Raw genomic sequence first — 20,447 nt, 5'->3', positions numbered from 1 at the left:
AAGGCTTGAACATTACCGGGTCCAAGCCTTGTGTAAATGCTCCCTTTTACGACCTGCATTGTCGATAACGCCGGCATATTTGATGCGCGTGGCCGGCCTTGGACCTATGTTCCAAGCGTTTTCTTACCTCCGAAAAGAAAAACGTGACAGTTAACTCGTTCGCCAACTGGCGAAGCGGCGATGCAGGTCTTTTTATATCGAATTAATGGCGCAAAAATTGCTGATTTTCTTATGTCGAACCAGTGTTTTCTTCTCGCCTGGCTTGATGTGGAAAACGTCCGTGCACAAACCCAAGTCTTGCCTAAGCGTATTACTTGAACCTTGCATCCTAAACAGGAGATCGCAATCATGAAAAAGCTCTTAATCGCCCTGTCCATAACCGTTGGCATTGCTATCGCGCTATTCGCGGCATTCAATCCCAGGCTATCTGCTTACAACTCACAAAACGACATTTCCTATTCCGATTTCATCAAGGATGTGCGCAGCAAGTCCGTGGCCGAAGTGGTGATAGACGGGAAATCTATCGATGGCCGCCGCCATAATGGCACGCGCTTTACCACATTCAATCCTGGCGATGCGCGAATCATAGACGACCTATTGGAGTATGACGTCAAAATCAAAGTCGAGAGACCGGAAACCCAATCTACCCTAACCCAACTCTTATTCTCATGGGCTCCCACTTTGCTGTTGATCGGGGTATTGATCTATTTCATGCGTAAGCAACAACAGGGTGCCGGCGCGCAGAACGGCTTTGGTAAAAGCCGGGCCAAATTGATGACCGAAGATCAAGTCAAGGTGCGTTTCAACGATGTGGCCGGCGCCGAAGAAGCCAAACAGGACGTAGCGGAAATGGTGGACTTCTTGAAAGATCCGGGCAAATACGAAGCCTTGGGCGGCAAAATTCCGCGCGGTGTGCTGATGGTAGGCCCTCCCGGTACCGGTAAAACCTTATTAGCTCGGGCCATTGCCGGCGAGGCCGGAGTGCCGTTCTTCTCGATCTCGGGTTCCGACTTTGTGGAAATGTTTGTCGGCGTCGGCGCTTCCAGGGTGCGGGATATGTTTGAGCAAGCTAAAAAGCGCGCGCCCTGCATTATTTTTATCGATGAAATCGACGCAGTCGGCCGCCAGCGCAGTACTGGCGGCAATATCGGCGGCGGCGAAGAACGCGAACAAACCCTTAACCAACTATTGGTGGAAATGGACGGTTTTAGCGGCAACGAAGGCATCATTGTCATTGCGGCAACTAACCGTGTCGATGTGCTGGACAAGGCTTTGCTGAGACCGGGCCGTTTCGATCGCCAAGTGCAGATCGGCTTGCCGGACATCAAGGGCCGCGAACAAATTCTCAAAGTCCACGCCACCCGAGTGCCCTTGGCCGAAGATGTCAACATCAACGATCTGGCGCGCGGCACACCCGGTTTTTCGGGTGCCGAACTAGCCAATCTGATTAATGAAGGCGCCTTGTTCGCTGCCCGCAACAACCAAAGGGAAGTAACCATGCACGACCTGGACAGCGCCCGCGACAAAGCCATCATGGGCGCCGAGAAACGCACCATGATCATGAGTCGCGAGGATTTGCTGATGACTGCTTACCATGAAGCCGGCCACGCCATCGTTGGCCGCTTGATGCCGGAACACGACCCGGTTTATAAGGTCAGCATCATGCCGCGCGGCGGTGCTTTGGGCATCACCATGTTCCTGCCGGAACACGACCAATACAGCGCCTGCAAAGATAAACTGGAGGGCCAGATTTCCAGCCTGTTCGGCGGCCGGATTGCCGAGGCTCTGATTTACGGCAAAAACAAAGTCACCACCGGCGCCTCCAACGATATACAACGCGCGACTCAATTGGCGCGCAATATGGTCACTAAGTGGGGCTTATCCGATCGCCTAGGCCCCATGGATTGCGGCGACAACGACAGCGGATTTATGGGTTCAACCAAGCCGATGTCCGAGCAAATGGCGCGCCTGATCGATCATGAAATAAGACAAACCTTGGCAAATAACTATCGGCGCGCCGAGGCCATCCTCAAAACGCATATGGATATTCTGCACAACATGGCGCAAGCCTTACTGGATTGGGAGACCCTGGATAAATATCAGATCGACGAGTTAATGCAGGGCCGCAAGATCGCACCCCCCAAGGCTGTCGAGCCGGCAAAACGGCACTGCGACAACGGCAAATCGCCCAGGCCGACGACAGAAACGGTAGCTCCTATCGGCAAAATACCGGCTTTGTCGTGATCTCAAGACCCGATAGACCTTTCGCACGGCAAATTTCAGCACATTCGTTCCCTCGCCATCCGGGAAAGGGTTGGGGGCGAGGGAATCAAAAAACCGAAATTTGCAGTGCGATGACTGAATAAAACAGTAACCGCATTAATGAACTGTTGCTCGCGGGCCCCGAATAAATGATAGAGTTCGGGGCCAAAGAATAGATTAATGACTAGGGGATTTTTTCCAAATTAGAGTGATTCGACAACCCAATAAACGCTTGAAAAAATTCGTTTCCAGCTCGGCAATATTGCCCTATTTAGCGCCAGCCTATCGCAACGTGGGGGTTGCGGCACTGACATTGTTGACAGCCTGCACCTTACCGAAGCCGGCGCCAATTGCGGAATATGATCCGCCAACCCCTGCCCGGCCGGCTTTGTCCAGGCACGCTTATCAAGTCCAAAACCGCCCGTCAGCGCCGGATACGTCCAGTTCTCCAACTGAAGATCCTGGAATCGATACCCAGCAAACCTACGATTTGGCGGCCTTGGTGGATTTGGCCCTGCACACGCATCCGGAAACCCGGATTAGCTGGGAGGAAGCAAAAGCCGCCACCGCGCGCCTGGAAAGAAATCGCAGCAGCTGGTATCCCACCCTGACGGCAATGGCATTCGGCCAGCATTTTACCAGTAGCTTCCCCATCCCCGGCAGCGCGCTGGTCAGCAACGGTTACGCGACTCTCGCCAGTCTGGACTTGGCATGGACCTTATTCGATTTCGGCCGCCGGGAAGCACTGGTCGATGCCGGTGCACAGAGGTTGAGCGCCGCTAATTTTGCCTTCGACCGTAAACACCAGGAAATTGCCTATCGGGTGGCCAGCAGTTTTTTTGTTTATCAGGCCGCCTTGGCCAAGGTGACGGCGGCTCAGCAAACCTATGAGTCGGCGAAAACCAACGCCGATTCGGTTCAAGCCAAACTCAAACAAGGACTGGCCACCAAACCCGATTTGTTGCTGGCACTGCAAGAGCAGGCAAAATCCAGTTATGACCTGCAAGATGCGCGCGGCTCGGTCACGCAGACCCGTGCCGATCTAACGACGAGCCTGGGAATATCGCCGGCTTACAGCCTGCAACTGGTCGACCTGAGCCAGCTACCGTTGCCCTCAGAACTGGCGCAATCGGTGGAAAAAATCGTCGATCAGGCTTTGGAACAACGTCCAGATTTGCTGGCGCGTCTTGCCGAATTGCGGGCCCGCGAAGCCGAAGTGAAGAAGGCCAGAGCCGAATTCTGGCCCAAGGTTTCGTTGCGCGGCATGGTGGGTAATCAATACTGGGGCAATGTGCATACCAAGCCATCGGGCGGCGAAAGTTATTCCGCCAACACCATGGTCGATACGGCCATGGTGAATGTGGAATGGACCTTGTTCGACGGCTTTGAACGCAGCAATGCAGTGCGGGAAGCGGAGGCCAAAAGGTCGGCGTCCCAAGCTCAGCTGGAGGCCTTGCGCCTGGAAATCATGCGCGACATCTGGAAAGCCTATGCCGACACCAAAACCGCACTGGAAAAACGCGAGTTTGCCTTGGCTCTGTTGAAAGCCGCCGAGGAATCCTATGCGGCTACCCAGGAGTCTTACACGCACGGCTTTTCGACGGTAATCGAGCTGTTATCGGCGCAAAAGGATTTGGCGCGTGCCCGCTATACCGAAATCGATAGTCGAGCGACTTTATTACGTTCTGCCGCAACGCTGGTTTATGTGTCAGGCGAGCAAAATCCGGAAGTGTTGGATGAGCATTAAATGACTGTCTTTCATACTGTGGCCTCTAAGCATTTCTAGTTCAACACAGCAAATACCGGCTAAGCGATTCACCAGGTTTTTCTTGAGCGTGAATAGGCTTATAGCTATTATCGAATCCTAATTAGAACAATTATTTTTAGATTATGTCCTCCGACTCTACATTTCCGACCGTACTGCGCCAGTTACTCCGCACCCACCAGGCCTTTTTGTCGTATGCGGCCAGGCACGTTCACCGGCTTGAATTAACCTTGCCGCAATACGATGTGATCATTACGCTGGGCAAAACCGCCGGCATGCAGCCCAAGAAACTTGGCGAGGAAACCTTGATTACCAAAGGCACGCTCACCGGTGTGGTCAGCCGCTTGGAGGACAAGGGCCTGGTGGAAAGGTCTGCCTCGAAAAAAGACGGTCGCAGCCAGATCATCCGCTTGACCGAGGCGGGCCGCGCGGTTTACGAACAAACTTTCCCCGAGCATCTGGCCCATATCGGCCGCCTGTTCGACAATTATGCGACCGAGGAAATCTCGAAGCTGGAGGCGGATTTACAGAGGCTGCATGAAGCGGTCATCACCGCGCGCGGCGATCATATTGAACAAGTCGATGATGAATTCTAGCGAGTACCGAAATGTTCATACGTTTGAGGTGAAGCGCACAATGATCTCTGGGCAATTACTTAAGTGGGCCTCTAAAAATAAAAACACCTCCTTCTCCCCCCGGGAGAAGGTTGGGATGAGGGAATTAAAATCAATTACTTACCCCCCTCTCCCTGAGGGCGAGGGAATGTTTAGAGGTTCCCTTAAAACGTTTTTCCCGGCGAGTCTCTCGATTTTCCTGACCGCTTGCGATCCGATGCTAAGCCTGGAAGGTTCGTTCTGGCCGGCCTGGATCATCTGCATCCTCGGCGGGCTGGCGACCAGTATGCTGCTCATGTGGCAGTTGGTGCACTACCGCCTGGCAGCGCATTTGGGGCCACCGCTGCTGATCGCCCCCAGCCTATGGGCTTTGTGCACCTTTAGCATCTGGCTGGTGTTTTATGCAGCATGAAAACGGCGGTACCTGATGGAAAACAGTCAAAACCATAGTCAAGGGTTAAGCCTGAAAAATCGGATGTTGCTGGGTCGGGTCATCGGCATAGCCATCGTGCTGGGTGCTGTGGCGACCGGCTCGCTGGTTTGGCATATCAACTATCAAAATCCGCGCACCAACGATGCGATGGTGCGGGCCAACATCGTCGGCATCGCCCCGGAAGTCAGCGGCCGCATCGTGGAATTGCATGTCGAAGACAATCAATATGTCAAACAGGGCGATTTGCTGTACGTGATCGACCCGCGCCCCTATCAGGCCAGATTGGACAAAGCCAAGGCCGAATTGCTGCTCGCGGAAAAAGATGTCGATTCCCGGCGTGCTTCCAGCGGTTCCGCAGAAATTGCCATCGAGCGTCTGGAACACCAGCGCGCCGCCGCCGACGCCGAAGTCAAAAAAATCGAGGCGGAAGACGAGTATCTGCATAATTATCTGGAGCGACTGGAACCCTTGGCGGATAAACAATATGTCACCACCGATCAGCTGAAACAGGCGCGTTCCCGCTATGCGGCTTCCCGCGCCGAGTTGGCGGATGCGAAAGCTAAAGAACTGTCCGCTCGCAGTGCCATAGAAGAAGCCAAGAGCGATAGCCGCCGGGCGGTATCGTTAATCGCCCAAGTCGGCGACGTCAATGCCCGCATCGAAGCGGCCAGAGCCATGGTTACCGCCGCCGAACTCGATCTGGAATATTGTTATGTGCGCGCGCCGTTTAACGCCTATGTCACCAATTTGAATACCCGCGAAGGCGAATACGCCAAGGCCGGCGCGCAAATGTTCGCTTTGGTGGATGATCGCCACTGGTATGTGATCGCCGACTTCAAGGAAACCTATTTGCGGTCGATCAAACCCGGCCAGGAAGCCGAAGTGTTTCTGGTCGCATATCCGGGCAAGCGCTATCCCGGCGTGGTGACCGGGATCGGCTGGGCCAATTCGCCCGACAATATCAAACAGCATGGCGTATTGCCGGAAGTTGAACGCACACTGAACTGGGTCATTCTGGCTTCGCGTTTTCCGGTACGGATCGAGATTAAAGAGCACGACCCCGAGCATCCGCTCCGTATGGGGATGACCGCCTTTGTTACGGTGCGGAAACCAACTGCCGACGCAGCAGATACAGCCCTGCCGCCATGACCATTGGCGACAGCCGGCCTGGTTTAAGCTCGCAAACAAAACCCAACCGGCTTTGGTTTGGCACCAGCCTGGGGCAATTCCTCCACGCGGAACTCAAAGATTCGCCGACACGGCGCGTGGCCGCCCTGCGCTTGTTTGCCGTCACACTGACTATCGCACTCGTCAGCCAAACCTTGCATATTCCGCCGCTAGGGGCAATCTCCATATTGATTTGCCTAAGCTACGACGCATACGCCAACGCCGGCCAATCCCTGGCGTTTGGAATACGCCAGCTCGGTTACCTGATGGTCACGACCTTGGTATCGGTATTGACGCTGATGCTGGCTGGCAACGACCCTTGGTTACTGCTGCCGCTATCGTTCGTCATCTTGGCCTTGTCCCTGTTTCACGCCCGGCTGATCGCCTGGCCCACGGGCATTGCTTTATGGTATTCGGTGGCGGTGCTGTACAGCCCCAGCACGCCCGATGAAAACATTTACCATGCCTTATGGAACATCCCCATTATCGGTGTACTGGCGCTGGGAACATGGACGGTAGTGCATTTGACCATCAAACCGCAAGATCCTCTGAAACTGTTACAAGCGGAGATTGCCATGCAATTGGCCGCGGTGGAATACATCTTCAGCGCCCGTCTGGCCGATGCGGGTGCATATAGCCCCAGGCCGGAAGCAGCCATGCACGCCGCTGCCGGCAGCCTCGGCAAGTTGCTGGGTTTGCTGGCCAACGCCGAATTGATCCATCCGGCGTTACACGAACGCCACCAGACTTATCGGGCGCTGCTGCTGGAAATAGACGGTTTGCGGCAGTTGGCGGATTGGCTTAATCAGGTGCTGGCTGCGGAATATCGAGCCCAGCCGCTGACACCGGAAAAACTGCATGTCTATCGGGCTATGCAAAGCGCCTGCGCCAATTTGCGGCAAGGCGTGGTGGGATCACGCGATGTGTCCGCAGACGTCACGCACTTGTTAAGCGAGGAGGTGTTGCAAAGCTATGCCCGGGAATCAAATCCGTCGTTGTTAACCGCTTTGTGGCGGGCCTTGCAACGCATTGCCGGTTTGACACAGGCTTTACATCAACCTGTAGATGCGGCGGACAGTAAGGACATCGGCCAGGAATCCGACGATAACCCTGAACATAGCTGGCTGCCGGCCTGGCTTGCTTACGAGTATTGGGCAAGCCATGCCGACAGCGTGCAATTCGGCATCAAGTTCTCCCTGGGCGCGATCCTGTGCATGCTGATCGTCGAAAGCCTGGGTTGGCCCGACATCAACACCGCGATTCCTACCTGTCTGGTCGCCGCACAAACCAGTCTCGGCGCCGACTACCGGCTCTCGCTGTTACGAGTGTCGGGCGCCGCCGTCGGCGGGATCTGCGCTTACTTTTACGTATTGGTCTTTCAATCTCAGCTCGATACCATCGTCGGCTTTGCGTTTGCCACAGCGCCATTCTGGGCGCTGGCAGCCTGGATTACCGCCGGCAGCGAACGCATTGCCTACCTGGGCCGGCAGCTTGGTTTTTCGTTTGCGCTGTTTGTGCTGCATGATTTTGGTCAAGTCACCGACCTATATCTGCCGCGCGACCGGGTCATAGGTATTTTGCTCGGACTTATCGTGATGGGCGTTATCGATTACGCGCTGTGGCCGCGGCGCTCGATTGCACTGGCCCGCCACCACAGCGTAGCGGCGTTGCGCACACTTGCCAGCTTCACCAAGCGCTTACCCGATGTCAGTCACCTGCTGACTTACACCTTACCCTTACGGCTATCGGCGGAAAAAGAGCTGGCCGCCGCTCAAGACTTGTTGGCACACGCGGTATTGGAACCCGATGCGCGCTTGGTCGAGAAAGTGCATGAACGAGCGGCGCTGCGGACTATTGTGAAGGACGCCGGCCATTTATCCGGCTTGCTGCAAGTCCGCAAACGCTATCGCTTACTCAGCGGCCAGCGCTTCAGCCACTTTCCTGATGAATTGCAACAGCTCAGCCGGGCGTTCGATGCCGAACTGGCAACCGCCCTGGAATATGCCGCAAGACTTCTGCAAGGCGAACAAGCCGGCAACCGGATCGAGCTTGCCAATCATCAAGCGCGTCTAAAGCAAAGTTATATCGATCATCATCGTATCGACAATCTGGCCGACGATTTGGCCGTCGAGTGGGAGCTACGCTTTATGCTGGACCAACAAATTGTGGAACTGATAGCCCACATCGAAAAAGCAGTGCTGGCTGCCAGGTCATATCCGCAACAATCCGCTCCGGACCTTGATGTGCAATAAGGCCGCGCAGTGAATCCAATATAGCCCCTGGGCTCCCGCCGGCGCAGGAGCGACGATATTTACTAATCCGGCCTGTTTATCACGGGTATTCCGTTGAGGTTGAGTGCGGCGAAGCCCAGGCTGGTCTGCCCTTCTAAATTTAAGGGCCGGGTTAATAATCAGCAGCACCGATATACGCCAAGTTGCTCAAAATATGTTCATCTGAAAATCCAGACTTCGTTCCGCTAACCAGACTAAAGCCACGGCGACGATGGATGCTGAGCCGGTTTTCATCACGACTAGCGGATAATAGCGATAGCGGCTAAAGCCGACTATCAAAGGCAAAACCGCACCGACAATCGCCAACTGCCCTGCTTCCACACCCAAATTAAAGCCCAATAGTGGTAACAGCCGCTGCGTGTCCGACAAGCCCATGTCCAACAACACGCTGGCGATGCCCATGCCGTGGATCAAGCCGAAAGCAAAGGCAAACCAGGTGCGGCGTTTTACTAACACCGGATAAATATTGTTCAACGCTGCCAACACCACGGACACGGCAATGGCCGATTCTACCCAGCGGGACGGCAGACAAATGTATTGCAGCACCGTAAGGCTCAGGGTGAATGAATGTGCCAACGTGAAGGCGGTAACCACACCTAGCACGTCGAAAAATACCGGTCTAAAGCCTGGTTTTGGCTGCCAAGCACCCCGCTCCCACGCCAAAGCCGCCGGCAGCAACAGACTTAACAAAAATAGAATATGGTCAAAGCCGATCCAGATATGCCATAGCCCGGCATAGCCGAATCGCGCCACGGTCCGCCACCCGGAATAATCAGCGTCCCGCACAAATTCGCTACGTTGGTAGTCAGGACTAAAGATCGCGGTATCGGTTTTAGCGGCATGAATGACGCTTATCAGCCCGCGATGCTGCGGGTCGAGATCGAAAAGCAAGCGATAGTCTATCGACAACGGCGTGGACGCAGACGGACAAATCGCCCGGAAATTTAATACGGCGTAATGACCATCGCTGTGTTCGTCCACCCGTAAATCCCCTGCTTGCAGCGAACAGACTTGCTTAGCCGTCGTCATTTGCAAACGACTCAGCGCATAGGCATACACAACATCCCGACTATTTCGCAACTCCGCCCAGGTAATATTGCCGTCGTCGTTTGCATCCAAACCCAAGGCGTAATCCAGGTCGCGCAAGGCAATATCCCATTGCCCGGAGATCTGCCGCCCGTCAACCTGCACCGTCATGTAACTATCGCTGGCCTTATGGGCAAAAACATTAAAACTTGCAGTCAGCAGCCAGACCATGATTAACCCGACCCAAATGATTCCGCGTATTCGGTTCGAGCTTAACCCGTCTAAGCTTGGTGGGGCCTGCCCTTCGACAGGCCTGCCCTGAGCGCAGTCGAGAGGCCCAGGGCAAACAGTATTTAAGGGGTGAAGGAATTTTGCCGGCCCGTTCATACTCCGCTCCCACCAATTTGCGCGAGTAGCGTTTGCAGTCGCACATCTTGCAATTTGGACTCGGTTAAAAACATCAGCAGCGGTTGCAGCTGTTGTTGCGTTTTGCCGCTAGCCAGCGCCGCTTCCAACAAAATGCGCGCGTCGCGCGGCTCGCGCTGCACCGCCCAATTGGTGTGCGCCAAGGCCAGCGCCGATTCGGGCTGGTTTAACACATGCAATAAAAAGCGCGCCTCGTCGCCTTGATGGCTGGTATCGCCGCGCATCCGGCTCGCGGCAAAGCGAGCGGTCAGCGCATCTATATGCACAGCGGCGGTTGGCAGCCGTAAGGCTTTTTCGGCAAAAGTCAGGCGCAGTAACAAGCCGTCGGCGCGCGTATCGTTGGCTAACAATTCCACCACGTCTTGGAAACGATTCCGGTCTAATAAATAATCGGCATAGGTAGCCAACAGATAACCATTGCGGCGCGGCACTTGCAGCGCCTGCCGGTAATAACTGTCGGCCGCATCTGTATTACCCATGCGCTCGGCCATTTCCGCCAGCGTGATCAATGCCCATTGTTGGTCTGCCGGTGCGGCACTGTGCGCAGCGCTTACTGCTCGTGCCAACTGGCGATAAGCGGTGTCGAGCTGGCCGGAAACACTCAGAATGGAATTCAGACAAACTTGGCCGATCAGCGGCTCTGCCAATTTCAACAAAGGTAAACAGCTGTTCAGAGCATCGGCGTGTTGGCCTTGCACTTCCAAAATCGCCGCCCGCGTCAACCAAGCTTGCGCCAAGCGCGGCTGACGCGCCAAAGCCCAATGCAAATATTCCAGAGCCGCCGGAAATTCGTGGCGATTTTGAAACAAGGTGGCTCGCAACGTCAGGACTTCGGCACTCGGTTGCGCGACTGTCAGCCATGGCGCCAACGCCGCTTCCGCGTAACCGAAATAGCGCGGATCCGATTCAGCGCGGCCCAGTTCGATATAGCGCCGGACTAAAGCTAAAGCCGGTTCCAAGTCATTGGGCTGAGCCGCGACTTGTTTGCGCAAGTAACGAATTTCCAGCCAGCTTTCGCCCCTGGCCGGCAAGACTTCGACGATTTCGTCATCGGTCTTGGGTAAATAAGCTTGCGCCCCCGCATCACTGAGTACAGCAACAGACATTATTAAACCTAATGTAAGCCAGTGCTTCATTGGCTCCTCCTTCGGATGTTTATCGAACAGGGGGGCGAGCAGCGCCGCCCCCTTCCCTCTTTTCTAATTGTTTGGACAACTCCCCACAGCCAGGGAGACGGCATCGAAACAACCGGCCTCACCAGGATCGACATGGCGGCTTTGCCGGCCGCTATTGGCAAAAGCTACATAAGGAAACACTTCCTGGTAGCTTCTATCGTTGGTGTTAACGCCGTCGGCAACCCGGTTATTCGGAAAGCTGTTAAAGGCCGGATTCAAAACCCCAACCACAGCCTGCGCAGCAATATCGGTGACGTCGTCGGACACCCGCCGACCATTGGGAAAGCCGGCAGTATCGCCCGCCAGAAATGCCATGCGTTTCCGCGCGCTTAACGCCGTGGGGCCGATACCGGTGTTTAAACGCAGCAAATCCGCGACCGGTCCGCGTTGCGAGGGAGAACAACCTGGGCAAATCGGCGCGGCATAAAACACCAAGGGACCGAGATCGAAACTGGGGTTGGCCGGATTAACTCGCGGTGGCGTCGGAATGGGTACCGCACCGCCGTAAGCAGCGTTGACGACTCTGGCCAATAACGGATCCAGCACATAACCGGCAAAACCAGCGTCATCCTTGGGCTCGCTCATGCTGAATTTGTCTTTATCGCCGGTGCCGATCAACACCTCATTAATCAGCGGGTTACCCATCCGTTGAATCTGCACATAGGCATTGGCAAGTTTAGGTTTGCCGCCCGGTTTATCCGCATAGGCTTTGGTGCGTGGCCGGGAGGTGGTGGCGTAAGTACCGACTACCGCCAAGGCTTCGCCGGCGCTATGTTGCTTACCGTCTTGGGTGAGCAGGGCAATAGGCAATTCGATGGCGATAGAGTTAACGTTAAACCCAGCCACATCGTCCGGCGCGAAGTTTTTGGTCTCAGCGATATTTTGATCCTCGGAAAATACCCCCGGCACACCGACGCCGGACGCGCCAGCCCTAAAATTAAACGTATCGAAAGTCGCACCCAAATCAATGTAAAACGGATCGTCGACGGTACCGGCAAATACGCTAACGCCGCCGCCTAAATCATAAATTCCCTGGCTGGCCAGATTTTGATAGTTAGGCATCGTGCGCGGCCCGACGTTGGAAGGCACCGCATAGAGCTTTTGCTGATTGGTCAGATCGATAACTTGCCGGTTGGCACCCTTCCCTTTGATCAGCGTCACCGTATAACTTTGCCGCAAACCCAAACCTTCCGAGCCAGGGCCATCCAGTGCGGTAATGGCCGGCGGCACAATCAAGGTACCGGCTGCGATCGGGTTGGGTGAATTAGCCGGCGCTACAATGCCGGTGCCGGCACCGACAAATCCGGTAAACACGCCGGGCAAGCGGTTTTCGGTTTTAAATCTGAACTGGAGGGTAATGTCTTCGTCGGCGTCGAAATTGTTATCCACTTTCATTTCATACAAAATTTCCGGATCGAACGGAAAATAATTCGGGCCGTTGCTGGGTTCCAGCAAGGGATCGACATTTAGAATCATGGTCACTTTACTGGGATCGTTGTAACTGACAAAGGCGTACCAATCGGTGATGTCGGCCTTGGTATCCAACGCTGTTAACGGCGCTTCGCGATGATTGGCGGCCTCAACGGACGGTATGCCGCCCATCAATAATAAAGCGCTGGCGAACATGGTCAGCGGCCAACTGCTGTAGTGATGTAAGTCTTTCATAGTCTAATTCCTCATTAATTAAAGTCGCAGCTTCAAGCAACTGCGTTAGGGAATACGCGGAAAATCGGCAAACGGATGCCGGAAAATGGAATTTATGCCAAACGGACCGGACTGGCCGCTTCCGCGTCGGTTCGCGGTGCGGATCTAGCCTTTCCCAGCCGGCCACCTAGCAAAAACAAGCCGGACAAACTCAGCAGCATCAGGGTGGGCGGCTCCGGCACACTGACGATTTGGGCATTGGCCACGTTGAGAATGTGTAGATCCCAAGCCGCCGTGCGATTCGGTTCCACCGGATCGCCATTGCTATCGGTTAAAGATCCCTCGCAAAACCGGCCGTTCGAACAACCGAAGGCGGCGGTAAATTGGGGATCGGCATCCCGTAAAAATCCGTCGGCCAGCGCGGCACTTACCGAAAAGTTGTCGTATTGAGTCAAGGTTGCCAGGTAATTCCCGGCGACAAGATTGATGGCTAAATAGCTGTCGAATTCGCCGTAATTGAAATTAACCCCGTTCGACAATTGGCTGCCGCCCAAGCCGCCGTCGTCTTGCTCGGCCAATTGGTTGCCTAAGCCGTCCCACAACGTCAAAATCGGATCGAAACCGCCGCCTAGCCAGGATGAGGTAAACAAGGTCACCGTGCCGGGCGAGCCGAGCGAAAAGGCAAAGCTCAGCTTATCGTTATCGTTGGCAAAGTTGCCGTTAAATTCAAAGTCCGCGGCCTCAACCGCTGTCGCTGCGGTCAGGCAGACGCCCAACAACGCAACCGGAAATAGCTTTTTCATCGTGGTTTCCTCTCAGTCTATGGTTAGAAATGGCAAACCGGCGGCGGATTCCAGATGCGGATGGCGATACTCGGCATTCGCGCCGGCTTGCGATGACTGATACGCGGCCAATTCGGCATTGGATGCAAAACAGGTAAAAATACTTGCGGCCGGGTTTGTACAACGAACTGGGTCGGTGCTTGGCACATAAGCATCTTTCGATAGGAAACGACGAGTGTTATTAACCCAGAGCACAAGCCATAATCGCTTCGGTAGTTTGACTATTTGCCACGCGCAAACGGCTGTTTTATAGTGGTCCAACCACAAACTCCTACTCTCTGCCCTCTTAAATGCGGCCACCAATCTTGGCAAACCAAGAAAAATCCACAGCCCTTATGTCGCCTGGTTCACACTTTGAGCGCTATCCCAACATCGCCTCGCATCCAAACCAACCGATGCAGCGTATAGCTTTTAAAGGGATGCGAGGACGATGACGGATAGCGATTCGGACGACGACCAGAACCGACAGCTGGCAACGACCGCCGACGAAGCCTTACTGAGGGAATGGATCGCCGACATCGTGGATCAGGATCAAGCCGCGCTGGGGCGCTTATACGATAGCCTGGTCGATCAGGTCTACGGTGTGGCACTACGCATCACCCGGCGGTCGCAGTGTGCCGAAGAAGTGGTGCAAGACACGTTCTGGCAGATCTGGCGGCAGGCGCCGCGCTTCGATGCCGAACGCGGTTCGGTAAAAGCCTGGGTGATGACGATGGCTCGCAGTCGGGCACTGGACGCCTTGCGGCAACTGGACGGCAATCTAAGCGAGCTGGAACCGGACGCTCTGGTGCTGATCGAAGCCCCAGCCGAACAAATGCCGCCGGATTTACTATCAGCGGTGCAGCAAGGCCATCGCTTGCAAACGGCCCTGGCGGCTTTGGAGCCCTTGCCCCGGCAATTGCTGTCTTTGGCATTTTTCCGGGGTTTGAGTCACGACGAAATCGCCGTTTGCAGCGGTTTGCCATTGGGTACTGTGAAATCGCATATCCGCCGGGCTCTACAGACTATGCAGCAATTATTGACAGCCGATGCCGGCGAGGTTAACTAAACAACATGACAGACAAATTCCCGCCTTTGGATAGCGCAGATGCCAACGATTTGCGGCAACTAGAAACGCTGCTGGCCGACGGTTTCGCGCCGATTCCGGTTGCCGGCGAACGCCGCAATTCGTTACGCCAAGGCCTGATGACGCAAGTCTCTGCCAGCCTTGCCAAACAAGCCGGCTTACTCACCGTGCGCGCCAGACACGGCGCCTGGCAAGCCCTGAAAACCGGCATCCGCGTCAAACCACTCTGGGACGGCGGCCTGCAAGGCCACTCGGTATTGATCGAATTCGCCCCCGGCGCCAGCCTGATACCGCATCGGCACAACTGTCTGGAAGAAGGCATCGTCTTGCACGGCGATTTGCAAATGGGCGACTTGCGGCTTGGTCCCTTGGATTACCACGCCTCGCCGGCCGGCAGTCGGCACGGCGGGATAAGGTCTGCTAACGGCGCACTGGCCTATTTACGCGGCACTTCACTGGGCGATAGTCGCGAGGTGTTGCGGGAAGTACTGGCGGGTCTGCTGCCGTTTGGCAAGTCTGAGTCGTTTAGCGTGTTTACCAAGCAAATAGACGACTGGCAGGAAATAGCTCCCGGCGTCTGGAAAAAACCGCTGTGGCAGGACGGGGAACGCGAATCCGGTTTTTATCGCCTGGAAGCCGGCGCTAAATGCCCGGCACACGGCCATCGGCTGGAAGAGGAATGCATGATGCTGGACGGCGACTTGTTTATCGACGACGTCTTGCTGCGCGCCGGCGACTACCAACTGGCGCCGGCCGGCAGCGCGCACCGCGAGGTGTATACCGACGTTGGTGCGACACTGTTCGTGCGCGGTGCCAGAAATTACTGACCGATTTATCCGCGCCGGAATGCCCTGGCGGCTTAGCCTTAGTTGATGTCTTGACTGTTTAAATAGTCTTCGTAATTACCGCTGAAATCGACGATGCCGTTCGGCGTCAGTTCGATAATCCGGGTCGCCAACGACGAGACGAATTCGCGGTCGTGACTGACGAAAATCAGCGTGCCGGGATAATTTTCCAAAGCCGCATTCAGGGATTCTATCGATTCCATATCCAAATGGTTGGTGGGTTCATCCAGCACCATGACGTTGTTTTTTTGCAGAATCAATTTGCCGAACAACATCCTGCCTTGCTCACCACCGGAAATGACTTTTACGGATTTGTTGATTTCGTCATTGGAAAACAACAAACGCCCCAGCGTGCCGCGTATGGTTTGATCGTCGTCGGATTCTTTGCGCCATTGGCCCATCCATTCAATCAGCGGCATGTCTTCGGCAAAATCCTCGGCATGATCCTGCGCAAAATAACCGACGTCTGCGTTTTCCGCCCACTTCACTTCGCCGCTGTCCGGGCTCAAATCGCCGACCAGGGTTTTCAATAAAGTGGATTTACCAATACCATTCGGACCGATGACTGCGACCCGCTCGCCGACCGCGATCATCATGTTCAGATTCTTGAATAATGGCTCCGCACCGTAGCCTTTGGCCAAATCTTTGGCTTCCACAGCTAAGCGATATAGCTTCTTAGCTTGATCGAAACGAATAAACGGATTGACCCGGCTGGACGGCTTGACTTCGTCGAGCTTGATTTTCTCTAACTGCCGCGCCCGGGAAGTGGCTTGCTTGGCCTTAGAAGCATTCGCCGAAAAGCGCGCCACGAAGGTTTGCAGTTCGGCAATCTGGGCTTTTTTCTTGGCGTTGCCGGCCAGCAATTGTTCGCGCACTTGGGTCACGGCGGTCATGTAATCGTCGTAGTTGCCTGGATACACCCGCAATTCGCCGTAGTCCAGATCGGCCATATGCGTGCAGACGCTATTCAAAAAATGCCGGTCATGCGAGATGATGACCATGGTCGAATTGCGCTCGTTCAGCACGTTCTCAAGCCAACGGATAGTGTTGATATCCAGGTTGTTGGTCGGCTCGTCCAGCAGCATGATGTCAGGATTGGAAAACAAGGCTTGCGCCAGCAAAACCCGCAGTTTCCAGCCTGGCGCCACCGCGCTCATGGGGCCATTATGTTGTTCCAGAGGAATATCCAAGCCTAGTAGCAATTCACCGGCCCGGGCTTCGGCGGTATAGCCGCCGAATTCGGCAAACACCGTTTCCAGATCAGCAGCGCGCATATAATCGTCTTCGCTGGCTTCCATATTGGCGTAGATGGCGTCACGTTCCGACATCGCCGCCCACATCTCGGCATGACCCATCATCACTACATCCAGCACTCGTTGCTCTTCGTAAGCAAATTGATTCTGGCGCAAGATACCCAAACGCTCGTTGGCATCGACGCTGACGTTGCCGGATGTAGGTTCCAGGTCGCCGCTGAGGATTTTCATAAAGGTCGACTTGCCGCAGCCGTTGGCGCCGATCAGGCCGTAGCGGTTGCCGTTGCCGAATTTCACGGAAACGTTTTCAAACAGGGGCTTGGCCCCGAATTGCATGGTGATATTAGCGGTAGAAATCAAGAGAGTGTCCGAGGATTAAGAGTAAAAAGAGCGTTGTCGCCGTTTCAGGCGTGTGACGAAATAAATGGGTTGACGCGAAAATGGGTTATTTTACCAGACTTTAATCAACGATCATTTACAGTAATGTGTCACTGACAATCCCCATATGATTGCATCGTCCCCCACCGCAGAACCGATTTCCCCCATCTTGTACAGCTTCCGCCGCTGTCCGTATGCGATGCGGGCACGCTTAGCCATTGCCGTATCGGGGCTAAGCGTCGCACTCCGAGAAATCGAGCTCAGCAATAAACCGGAGGCGATGCTAAGCGTTTCGCCAAAAGGCACCGTACCGGTATTAGTGTTGCCCGACGGCCAAGTGATCGAACAAAGCCTGGATATTATGCGGTGGGCCTTGGCGCAACACGACCCGCAAGACTGGCTGGACCAAATGCCGGAAGATGCGAAGCGATTAATCGACTGGAACGACGGCGATTTCAAATACTATTTGGACCGCTACAAATATGCGGACCGCTATCCGGAACAAACCCAAACTGTTTATCGTCAACAAGGCGAGGTGTTTTTAGCCGAGCTGGAAACCCGCTTGCAGCGGACTCGCTTTTTGTGCGGCTTAACTTTCGGCTTGGCCGACGCCGCCATTGCGCCGTTTATCCGGCAGTTTGCCGCAGTGGATAACGCTTGGTTTGCCAGCTCGCCCTACCCGGCCTTGCAACAATGGTTGGACGACTTTTTAACATCCAATCTGTTTGCGGCGGTTATGCGAAAATACCCGCCCTGGAAAGCTAACGACCCGTTAGTCCTTTTCGGGAACGAGGCCGGCCTCGTACCATTTTAAAAGGTGCCCGACATGTTAAAAATCTACAAGAAAACCATACTCATCGACAGCTCCGGTGCGCATCCCCGCCTTGAGTCACCTCCACAAAGCAAGCTGTCCAATCTGCTGACCATTCCGGCGATGATTGCCGGCGCGGTCTTGGGTACCGTGGTGTTTTCGGCGTTTTTTGCCTTACTGCTAATTCCGCTGACAATAATCGGTATCAGAGGCTGGTGGTTGCTGCGAAAGCTGAAAAATGCGCAGGTTGACGGGCAAAGCCTGGAAGCTGAATATACTGTGGTTTCAGACCCGGCAAAAACCTCCAAGTCCGACTGAGAAATCGCCTGCTTGACTACAAAAAAAGCCCCCACCTTGAGCAGGGTGGAGGCTGTGGAATGTGTAGCTTTACAACGAGGAGGTACTACGAAAAAACTTAAAATCGGACCGGTTTAGCCACTTCGATATTGCTAAACAGGGAAGCAGCGCCAAAAAACAGTGTGGAAAGAACAAACTGACCGGACAGGAAGCTGAACATACCGGTAGCAAAAAACAATCCGGTGACGATGTCTTTATACAGATTGCTTGACTTGTTCATTTTTCCACCTTGACTGGGTTTCAGCCGATTCATTGAAGACGGTTTAACTATAAACCTTTGCCATTTATTTACAATAAGGCATTTATTACATGATTTGTTTCTTATTTTGAAACAAATTTAGTTAAACACCACCTTTCACCAGCCAAATTGAACCCCAACTCGGTTCAAACTTAAGCTACCAATTTTGATGCAGGAGGATGCCGCCATGAGCCACCATTTAAATCTGCTACGCGCGATATTCCAGGATCCGGTTAGCGGCAACATCCATTGGCGGGAAATAGAATCGCTGTTGCACCACCTGGGCGCCAACCTGCAACCTAGCCACGGCGCGCGCTTTCACGTGAGTTTGAATAACGTCGAAGGCGTGTTACATCATCCGCATCACAGCGGCATTTGCAATAAACAGGAAATCAAACATCTGCGCGAATATCTGGCAAGCGCCGGCATCAGTCCGTCCACATATGAAGAACAGCGCAATAAACCGCATTAGCTCAAGGCCGGCGATAAGGTATTAAGCACTTAGCATGGTCATTGCCCACAGCAAGGATTGAACAGAACGACCCATGAAATGGATTGCAAAAAGCTTGCTACTGACCCTCTTTCTATTGCCCGTATTATTGGGATTGGCATTGTGGCTGGCCATTGACGACACGCCGAAACTACAGACCCGCGCCGACCTGACCCCGGAACAGATTGCCCGCGGCAAATTGATTTTTCGGCAAAACGATCCACGCCGTTTAAAGTCAGGTGCTATCGCCCGAGTCGTACTGGATCAACAAGAACTGGACCTGGCGATCAATTATCTTGCCAACCAATACGCCAACGGCGTGGCGGGCTTACGGATCGACAAAGGCAGGGCCCACATTGACGCCACCCTGCGTTTGCCCCGCAATCCCATAGGCCAATATCTGAATTTGACGCTGGAGTTCAAGCAAACCGCCAACTTACCGGAAGTCGATCAACTGTCTGCTGGCAAAGTCCGGCTACCCGGCATGCTGGCCAAACCCTTGCTGAGTTTGGCGCTCAACACCCTACAACCGGCGGCGGATCGGCAAGCCTTCGCCAACATTGTCAAACATGTGCTGTTTCAACCGCAGCGCCTGACGGTTACCTATCGTTGGCAAGCAGACTTACCCGGCAAATTGCGCGGTGCATTACTAACGCCGGAGGACCTGCAGCGACTAGAGGCTTATCAGCGGCGTTTAGCCGAACTAAGCCAGACAGATAATAAAAGCGTCAGTCTCACTAATCTCAGCAAACCACTTTTTATACTGGCATTACAAAGAAGCGCCAGCGGCGACCCGATTGCGGAAAACCGGGCATTGATTTTGGTACTGACGCTTTATGTCAATCAACAGCGCCTGACGAAAATCATCCCCGAATCGCGGCTCTGGCCGCGCCCGCTTTGGCGCCAGGTAACGTTGAACGATAGAGACGACCTGACCAAACATTATATGGTTTCGGCGATGCTGGCCGCCTATTCGGGCACCCCCTTGGCTGATGCGGTGGGATTGTTTAAAGAAATCGAAGATTCCCGCAGCGGAAGCGGCTTTTCGTTTAACGACCTAGCCGCCGACCGGGCCGGCACGCGCATGGGCGAACAAGCCGTCGCCAGCCCGGCGCTCGCTCGAAAAACCCAAGCGATTATGGCTGTCGCCAACGAAAATCAGATGATGCCGGCCACCGCCGATTTACCGGAATCGCTAAGCGAAGCCGAGTTTATCCGCCGCTTTGGCGGCACCGACGGCGAAGCCTACAAACAACTGATGCAAGACATTGAAAATCGCATCGCAATGCTGCCGGTATCTCGGGAATGATGGCTGAGCGAAAACCTCGCTAAGTGGGGAGGCGGCTGCAAACTGCCAGTGCCTA

The 20,447-nt window shown here is 54.5% G+C and carries 19 protein-coding genes; 12 read left to right on the top strand and 7 right to left on the bottom strand.

Annotation, left to right across the window (positions count from 1 at the left end; genetic code table 11):
* Positions 1-348 precede the first annotated feature (348 nt).
* The 6 genes from ftsH (at position 349) to METH11B_RS0122490 (ending at position 8,493) form a co-directional block, all read left to right on the top strand.
* The gene (gene ftsH, locus METH11B_RS0122515; RefSeq protein WP_026603981.1) at positions 349-2,244 is read left to right on the top strand and encodes an ATP-dependent zinc metalloprotease FtsH; all 1,896 of its coding nucleotides are present in this window, start codon (positions 349-351) and stop codon (positions 2,242-2,244) included.
* 226 nt (positions 2,245-2,470) lie between these two features.
* On the top strand, positions 2,471-4,009 hold the full coding sequence (locus tag METH11B_RS0122510; RefSeq protein ID WP_026603980.1) for a TolC family protein: 1,539 nt from the start codon (positions 2,471-2,473) through the stop codon (positions 4,007-4,009).
* A gap of 143 nt (positions 4,010-4,152) precedes the next feature.
* Positions 4,153-4,623 carry a MarR family winged helix-turn-helix transcriptional regulator gene (locus tag METH11B_RS0122505; protein ID WP_026603979.1) on the top strand — a complete coding sequence of 157 codons (471 nt, stop codon included), beginning with the start codon at positions 4,153-4,155 and terminating at the stop codon, positions 4,621-4,623.
* 166 nt (positions 4,624-4,789) lie between these two features.
* On the top strand, positions 4,790-5,053 hold the full coding sequence (locus tag METH11B_RS27285; protein ID WP_036278150.1) for a YtcA family lipoprotein: 264 nt from the start codon (positions 4,790-4,792) through the stop codon (positions 5,051-5,053).
* A gap of 15 nt (positions 5,054-5,068) precedes the next feature.
* Positions 5,069-6,223, top strand: coding sequence for an efflux RND transporter periplasmic adaptor subunit (locus tag METH11B_RS0122495; protein ID WP_026603977.1), 1,155 nt, complete (start codon positions 5,069-5,071; stop codon positions 6,221-6,223).
* On the top strand, positions 6,220-8,493 hold the full coding sequence (locus tag METH11B_RS0122490; RefSeq protein ID WP_026603976.1) for an FUSC family protein: 2,274 nt from the start codon (positions 6,220-6,222) through the stop codon (positions 8,491-8,493). The genes METH11B_RS0122495 and METH11B_RS0122490 overlap by 4 nt, the downstream gene beginning before the upstream one ends.
* Positions 8,494-8,679: 186 nt before the next feature.
* Here the strand turns inward: METH11B_RS0122490 and METH11B_RS0122485 are convergent, their stop codons facing one another.
* The 5 genes from METH11B_RS0122485 to METH11B_RS0122465 all read right to left on the bottom strand — a co-directional run bounded on the left by METH11B_RS0122485 (position 8,680) and on the right by METH11B_RS0122465 (position 13,792).
* Positions 8,680-9,789: a HupE/UreJ family protein gene (locus METH11B_RS0122485; RefSeq protein ID WP_026603975.1), complete on the bottom strand. Its 1,110-nt coding sequence runs from the start codon at positions 9,787-9,789 to the stop codon at positions 8,680-8,682.
* A gap of 152 nt (positions 9,790-9,941) precedes the next feature.
* The gene (locus tag METH11B_RS0122480) at positions 9,942-11,120 is read right to left on the bottom strand and encodes a hypothetical protein (protein WP_036276344.1); all 1,179 of its coding nucleotides are present in this window, start codon (positions 11,118-11,120) and stop codon (positions 9,942-9,944) included.
* 63 nt (positions 11,121-11,183) lie between these two features.
* Entirely contained in the window at positions 11,184-12,824 is a 1,641-nt protein-coding gene (locus tag METH11B_RS0122475; RefSeq protein WP_026603973.1) for a DUF4331 domain-containing protein, read from the bottom strand.
* 92 nt (positions 12,825-12,916) lie between these two features.
* Entirely contained in the window at positions 12,917-13,606 is a 690-nt protein-coding gene (locus METH11B_RS0122470) for a DVUA0089 family protein (RefSeq protein WP_026603972.1), read from the bottom strand.
* Between the two features lie 12 nt (positions 13,607-13,618).
* Positions 13,619-13,792 carry a hypothetical protein gene (locus METH11B_RS0122465; RefSeq protein WP_155931181.1) on the bottom strand — a complete coding sequence of 58 codons (174 nt, stop codon included), beginning with the start codon at positions 13,790-13,792 and terminating at the stop codon, positions 13,619-13,621.
* A gap of 283 nt (positions 13,793-14,075) precedes the next feature.
* Here METH11B_RS0122465 and METH11B_RS0122460 point away from each other — a divergent pair, with 283 nt between their 5' ends.
* Together METH11B_RS0122460 and METH11B_RS0122455 are read left to right on the top strand one after the other, a co-directional pair.
* Complete coding sequence (locus METH11B_RS0122460; protein ID WP_026603970.1) at positions 14,076-14,693, top strand: sigma-70 family RNA polymerase sigma factor; 618 nt, start codon at positions 14,076-14,078, stop codon at positions 14,691-14,693.
* A gap of 5 nt (positions 14,694-14,698) precedes the next feature.
* Positions 14,699-15,538: a cupin domain-containing protein gene (locus METH11B_RS0122455; protein WP_026603969.1), complete on the top strand. Its 840-nt coding sequence runs from the start codon at positions 14,699-14,701 to the stop codon at positions 15,536-15,538.
* Between the two features lie 38 nt (positions 15,539-15,576).
* On the opposite strand, the gene METH11B_RS0122450 is transcribed toward METH11B_RS0122455, so the two are convergent.
* Positions 15,577-17,169, bottom strand: coding sequence for an ABC-F family ATPase (locus METH11B_RS0122450; protein ID WP_036276341.1), 1,593 nt, complete (start codon positions 17,167-17,169; stop codon positions 15,577-15,579).
* Between the two features lie 145 nt (positions 17,170-17,314).
* On the opposite strand from METH11B_RS0122450, the gene METH11B_RS0122445 reads away from it, so the two are divergent.
* Positions 17,315-18,001: a glutathione S-transferase gene (locus METH11B_RS0122445; RefSeq protein WP_081733863.1), complete on the top strand. Its 687-nt coding sequence runs from the start codon at positions 17,315-17,317 to the stop codon at positions 17,999-18,001.
* 12 nt (positions 18,002-18,013) lie between these two features.
* A complete protein-coding gene (locus METH11B_RS0122440) occupies positions 18,014-18,316 on the top strand; it encodes a hypothetical protein (protein ID WP_026603966.1) in 303 nt (100 codons plus the stop codon).
* Between the two features lie 97 nt (positions 18,317-18,413).
* On the opposite strand, the gene METH11B_RS29600 is transcribed toward METH11B_RS0122440, so the two are convergent.
* Positions 18,414-18,575, bottom strand: a complete 162-nt coding sequence (locus tag METH11B_RS29600) for a hypothetical protein (RefSeq protein WP_165786391.1) — start codon at positions 18,573-18,575, stop codon at positions 18,414-18,416.
* A gap of 205 nt (positions 18,576-18,780) precedes the next feature.
* Here METH11B_RS29600 and METH11B_RS0122430 point away from each other — a divergent pair, with 205 nt between their 5' ends.
* Both METH11B_RS0122430 and METH11B_RS0122425 read left to right on the top strand, forming a co-directional pair.
* Complete coding sequence (locus tag METH11B_RS0122430) at positions 18,781-19,065, top strand: hypothetical protein (RefSeq protein ID WP_026603965.1); 285 nt, start codon at positions 18,781-18,783, stop codon at positions 19,063-19,065.
* A 73-nt stretch (positions 19,066-19,138) separates the two neighbouring features.
* The gene (locus tag METH11B_RS0122425; protein ID WP_026603964.1) at positions 19,139-20,392 is read left to right on the top strand and encodes a hypothetical protein; all 1,254 of its coding nucleotides are present in this window, start codon (positions 19,139-19,141) and stop codon (positions 20,390-20,392) included.
* The last annotated feature ends 55 nt before the right edge of the window (positions 20,393-20,447 follow it).

Origin of the sequence: Methylomonas sp. 11b (assembly GCF_000515215.1) — a bacterium.
Lineage (GTDB): Bacteria > Pseudomonadota > Gammaproteobacteria > Methylococcales > Methylomonadaceae > Methylomonas.
This window is presented reverse-complemented; position numbering and strand designations above follow the sequence as displayed.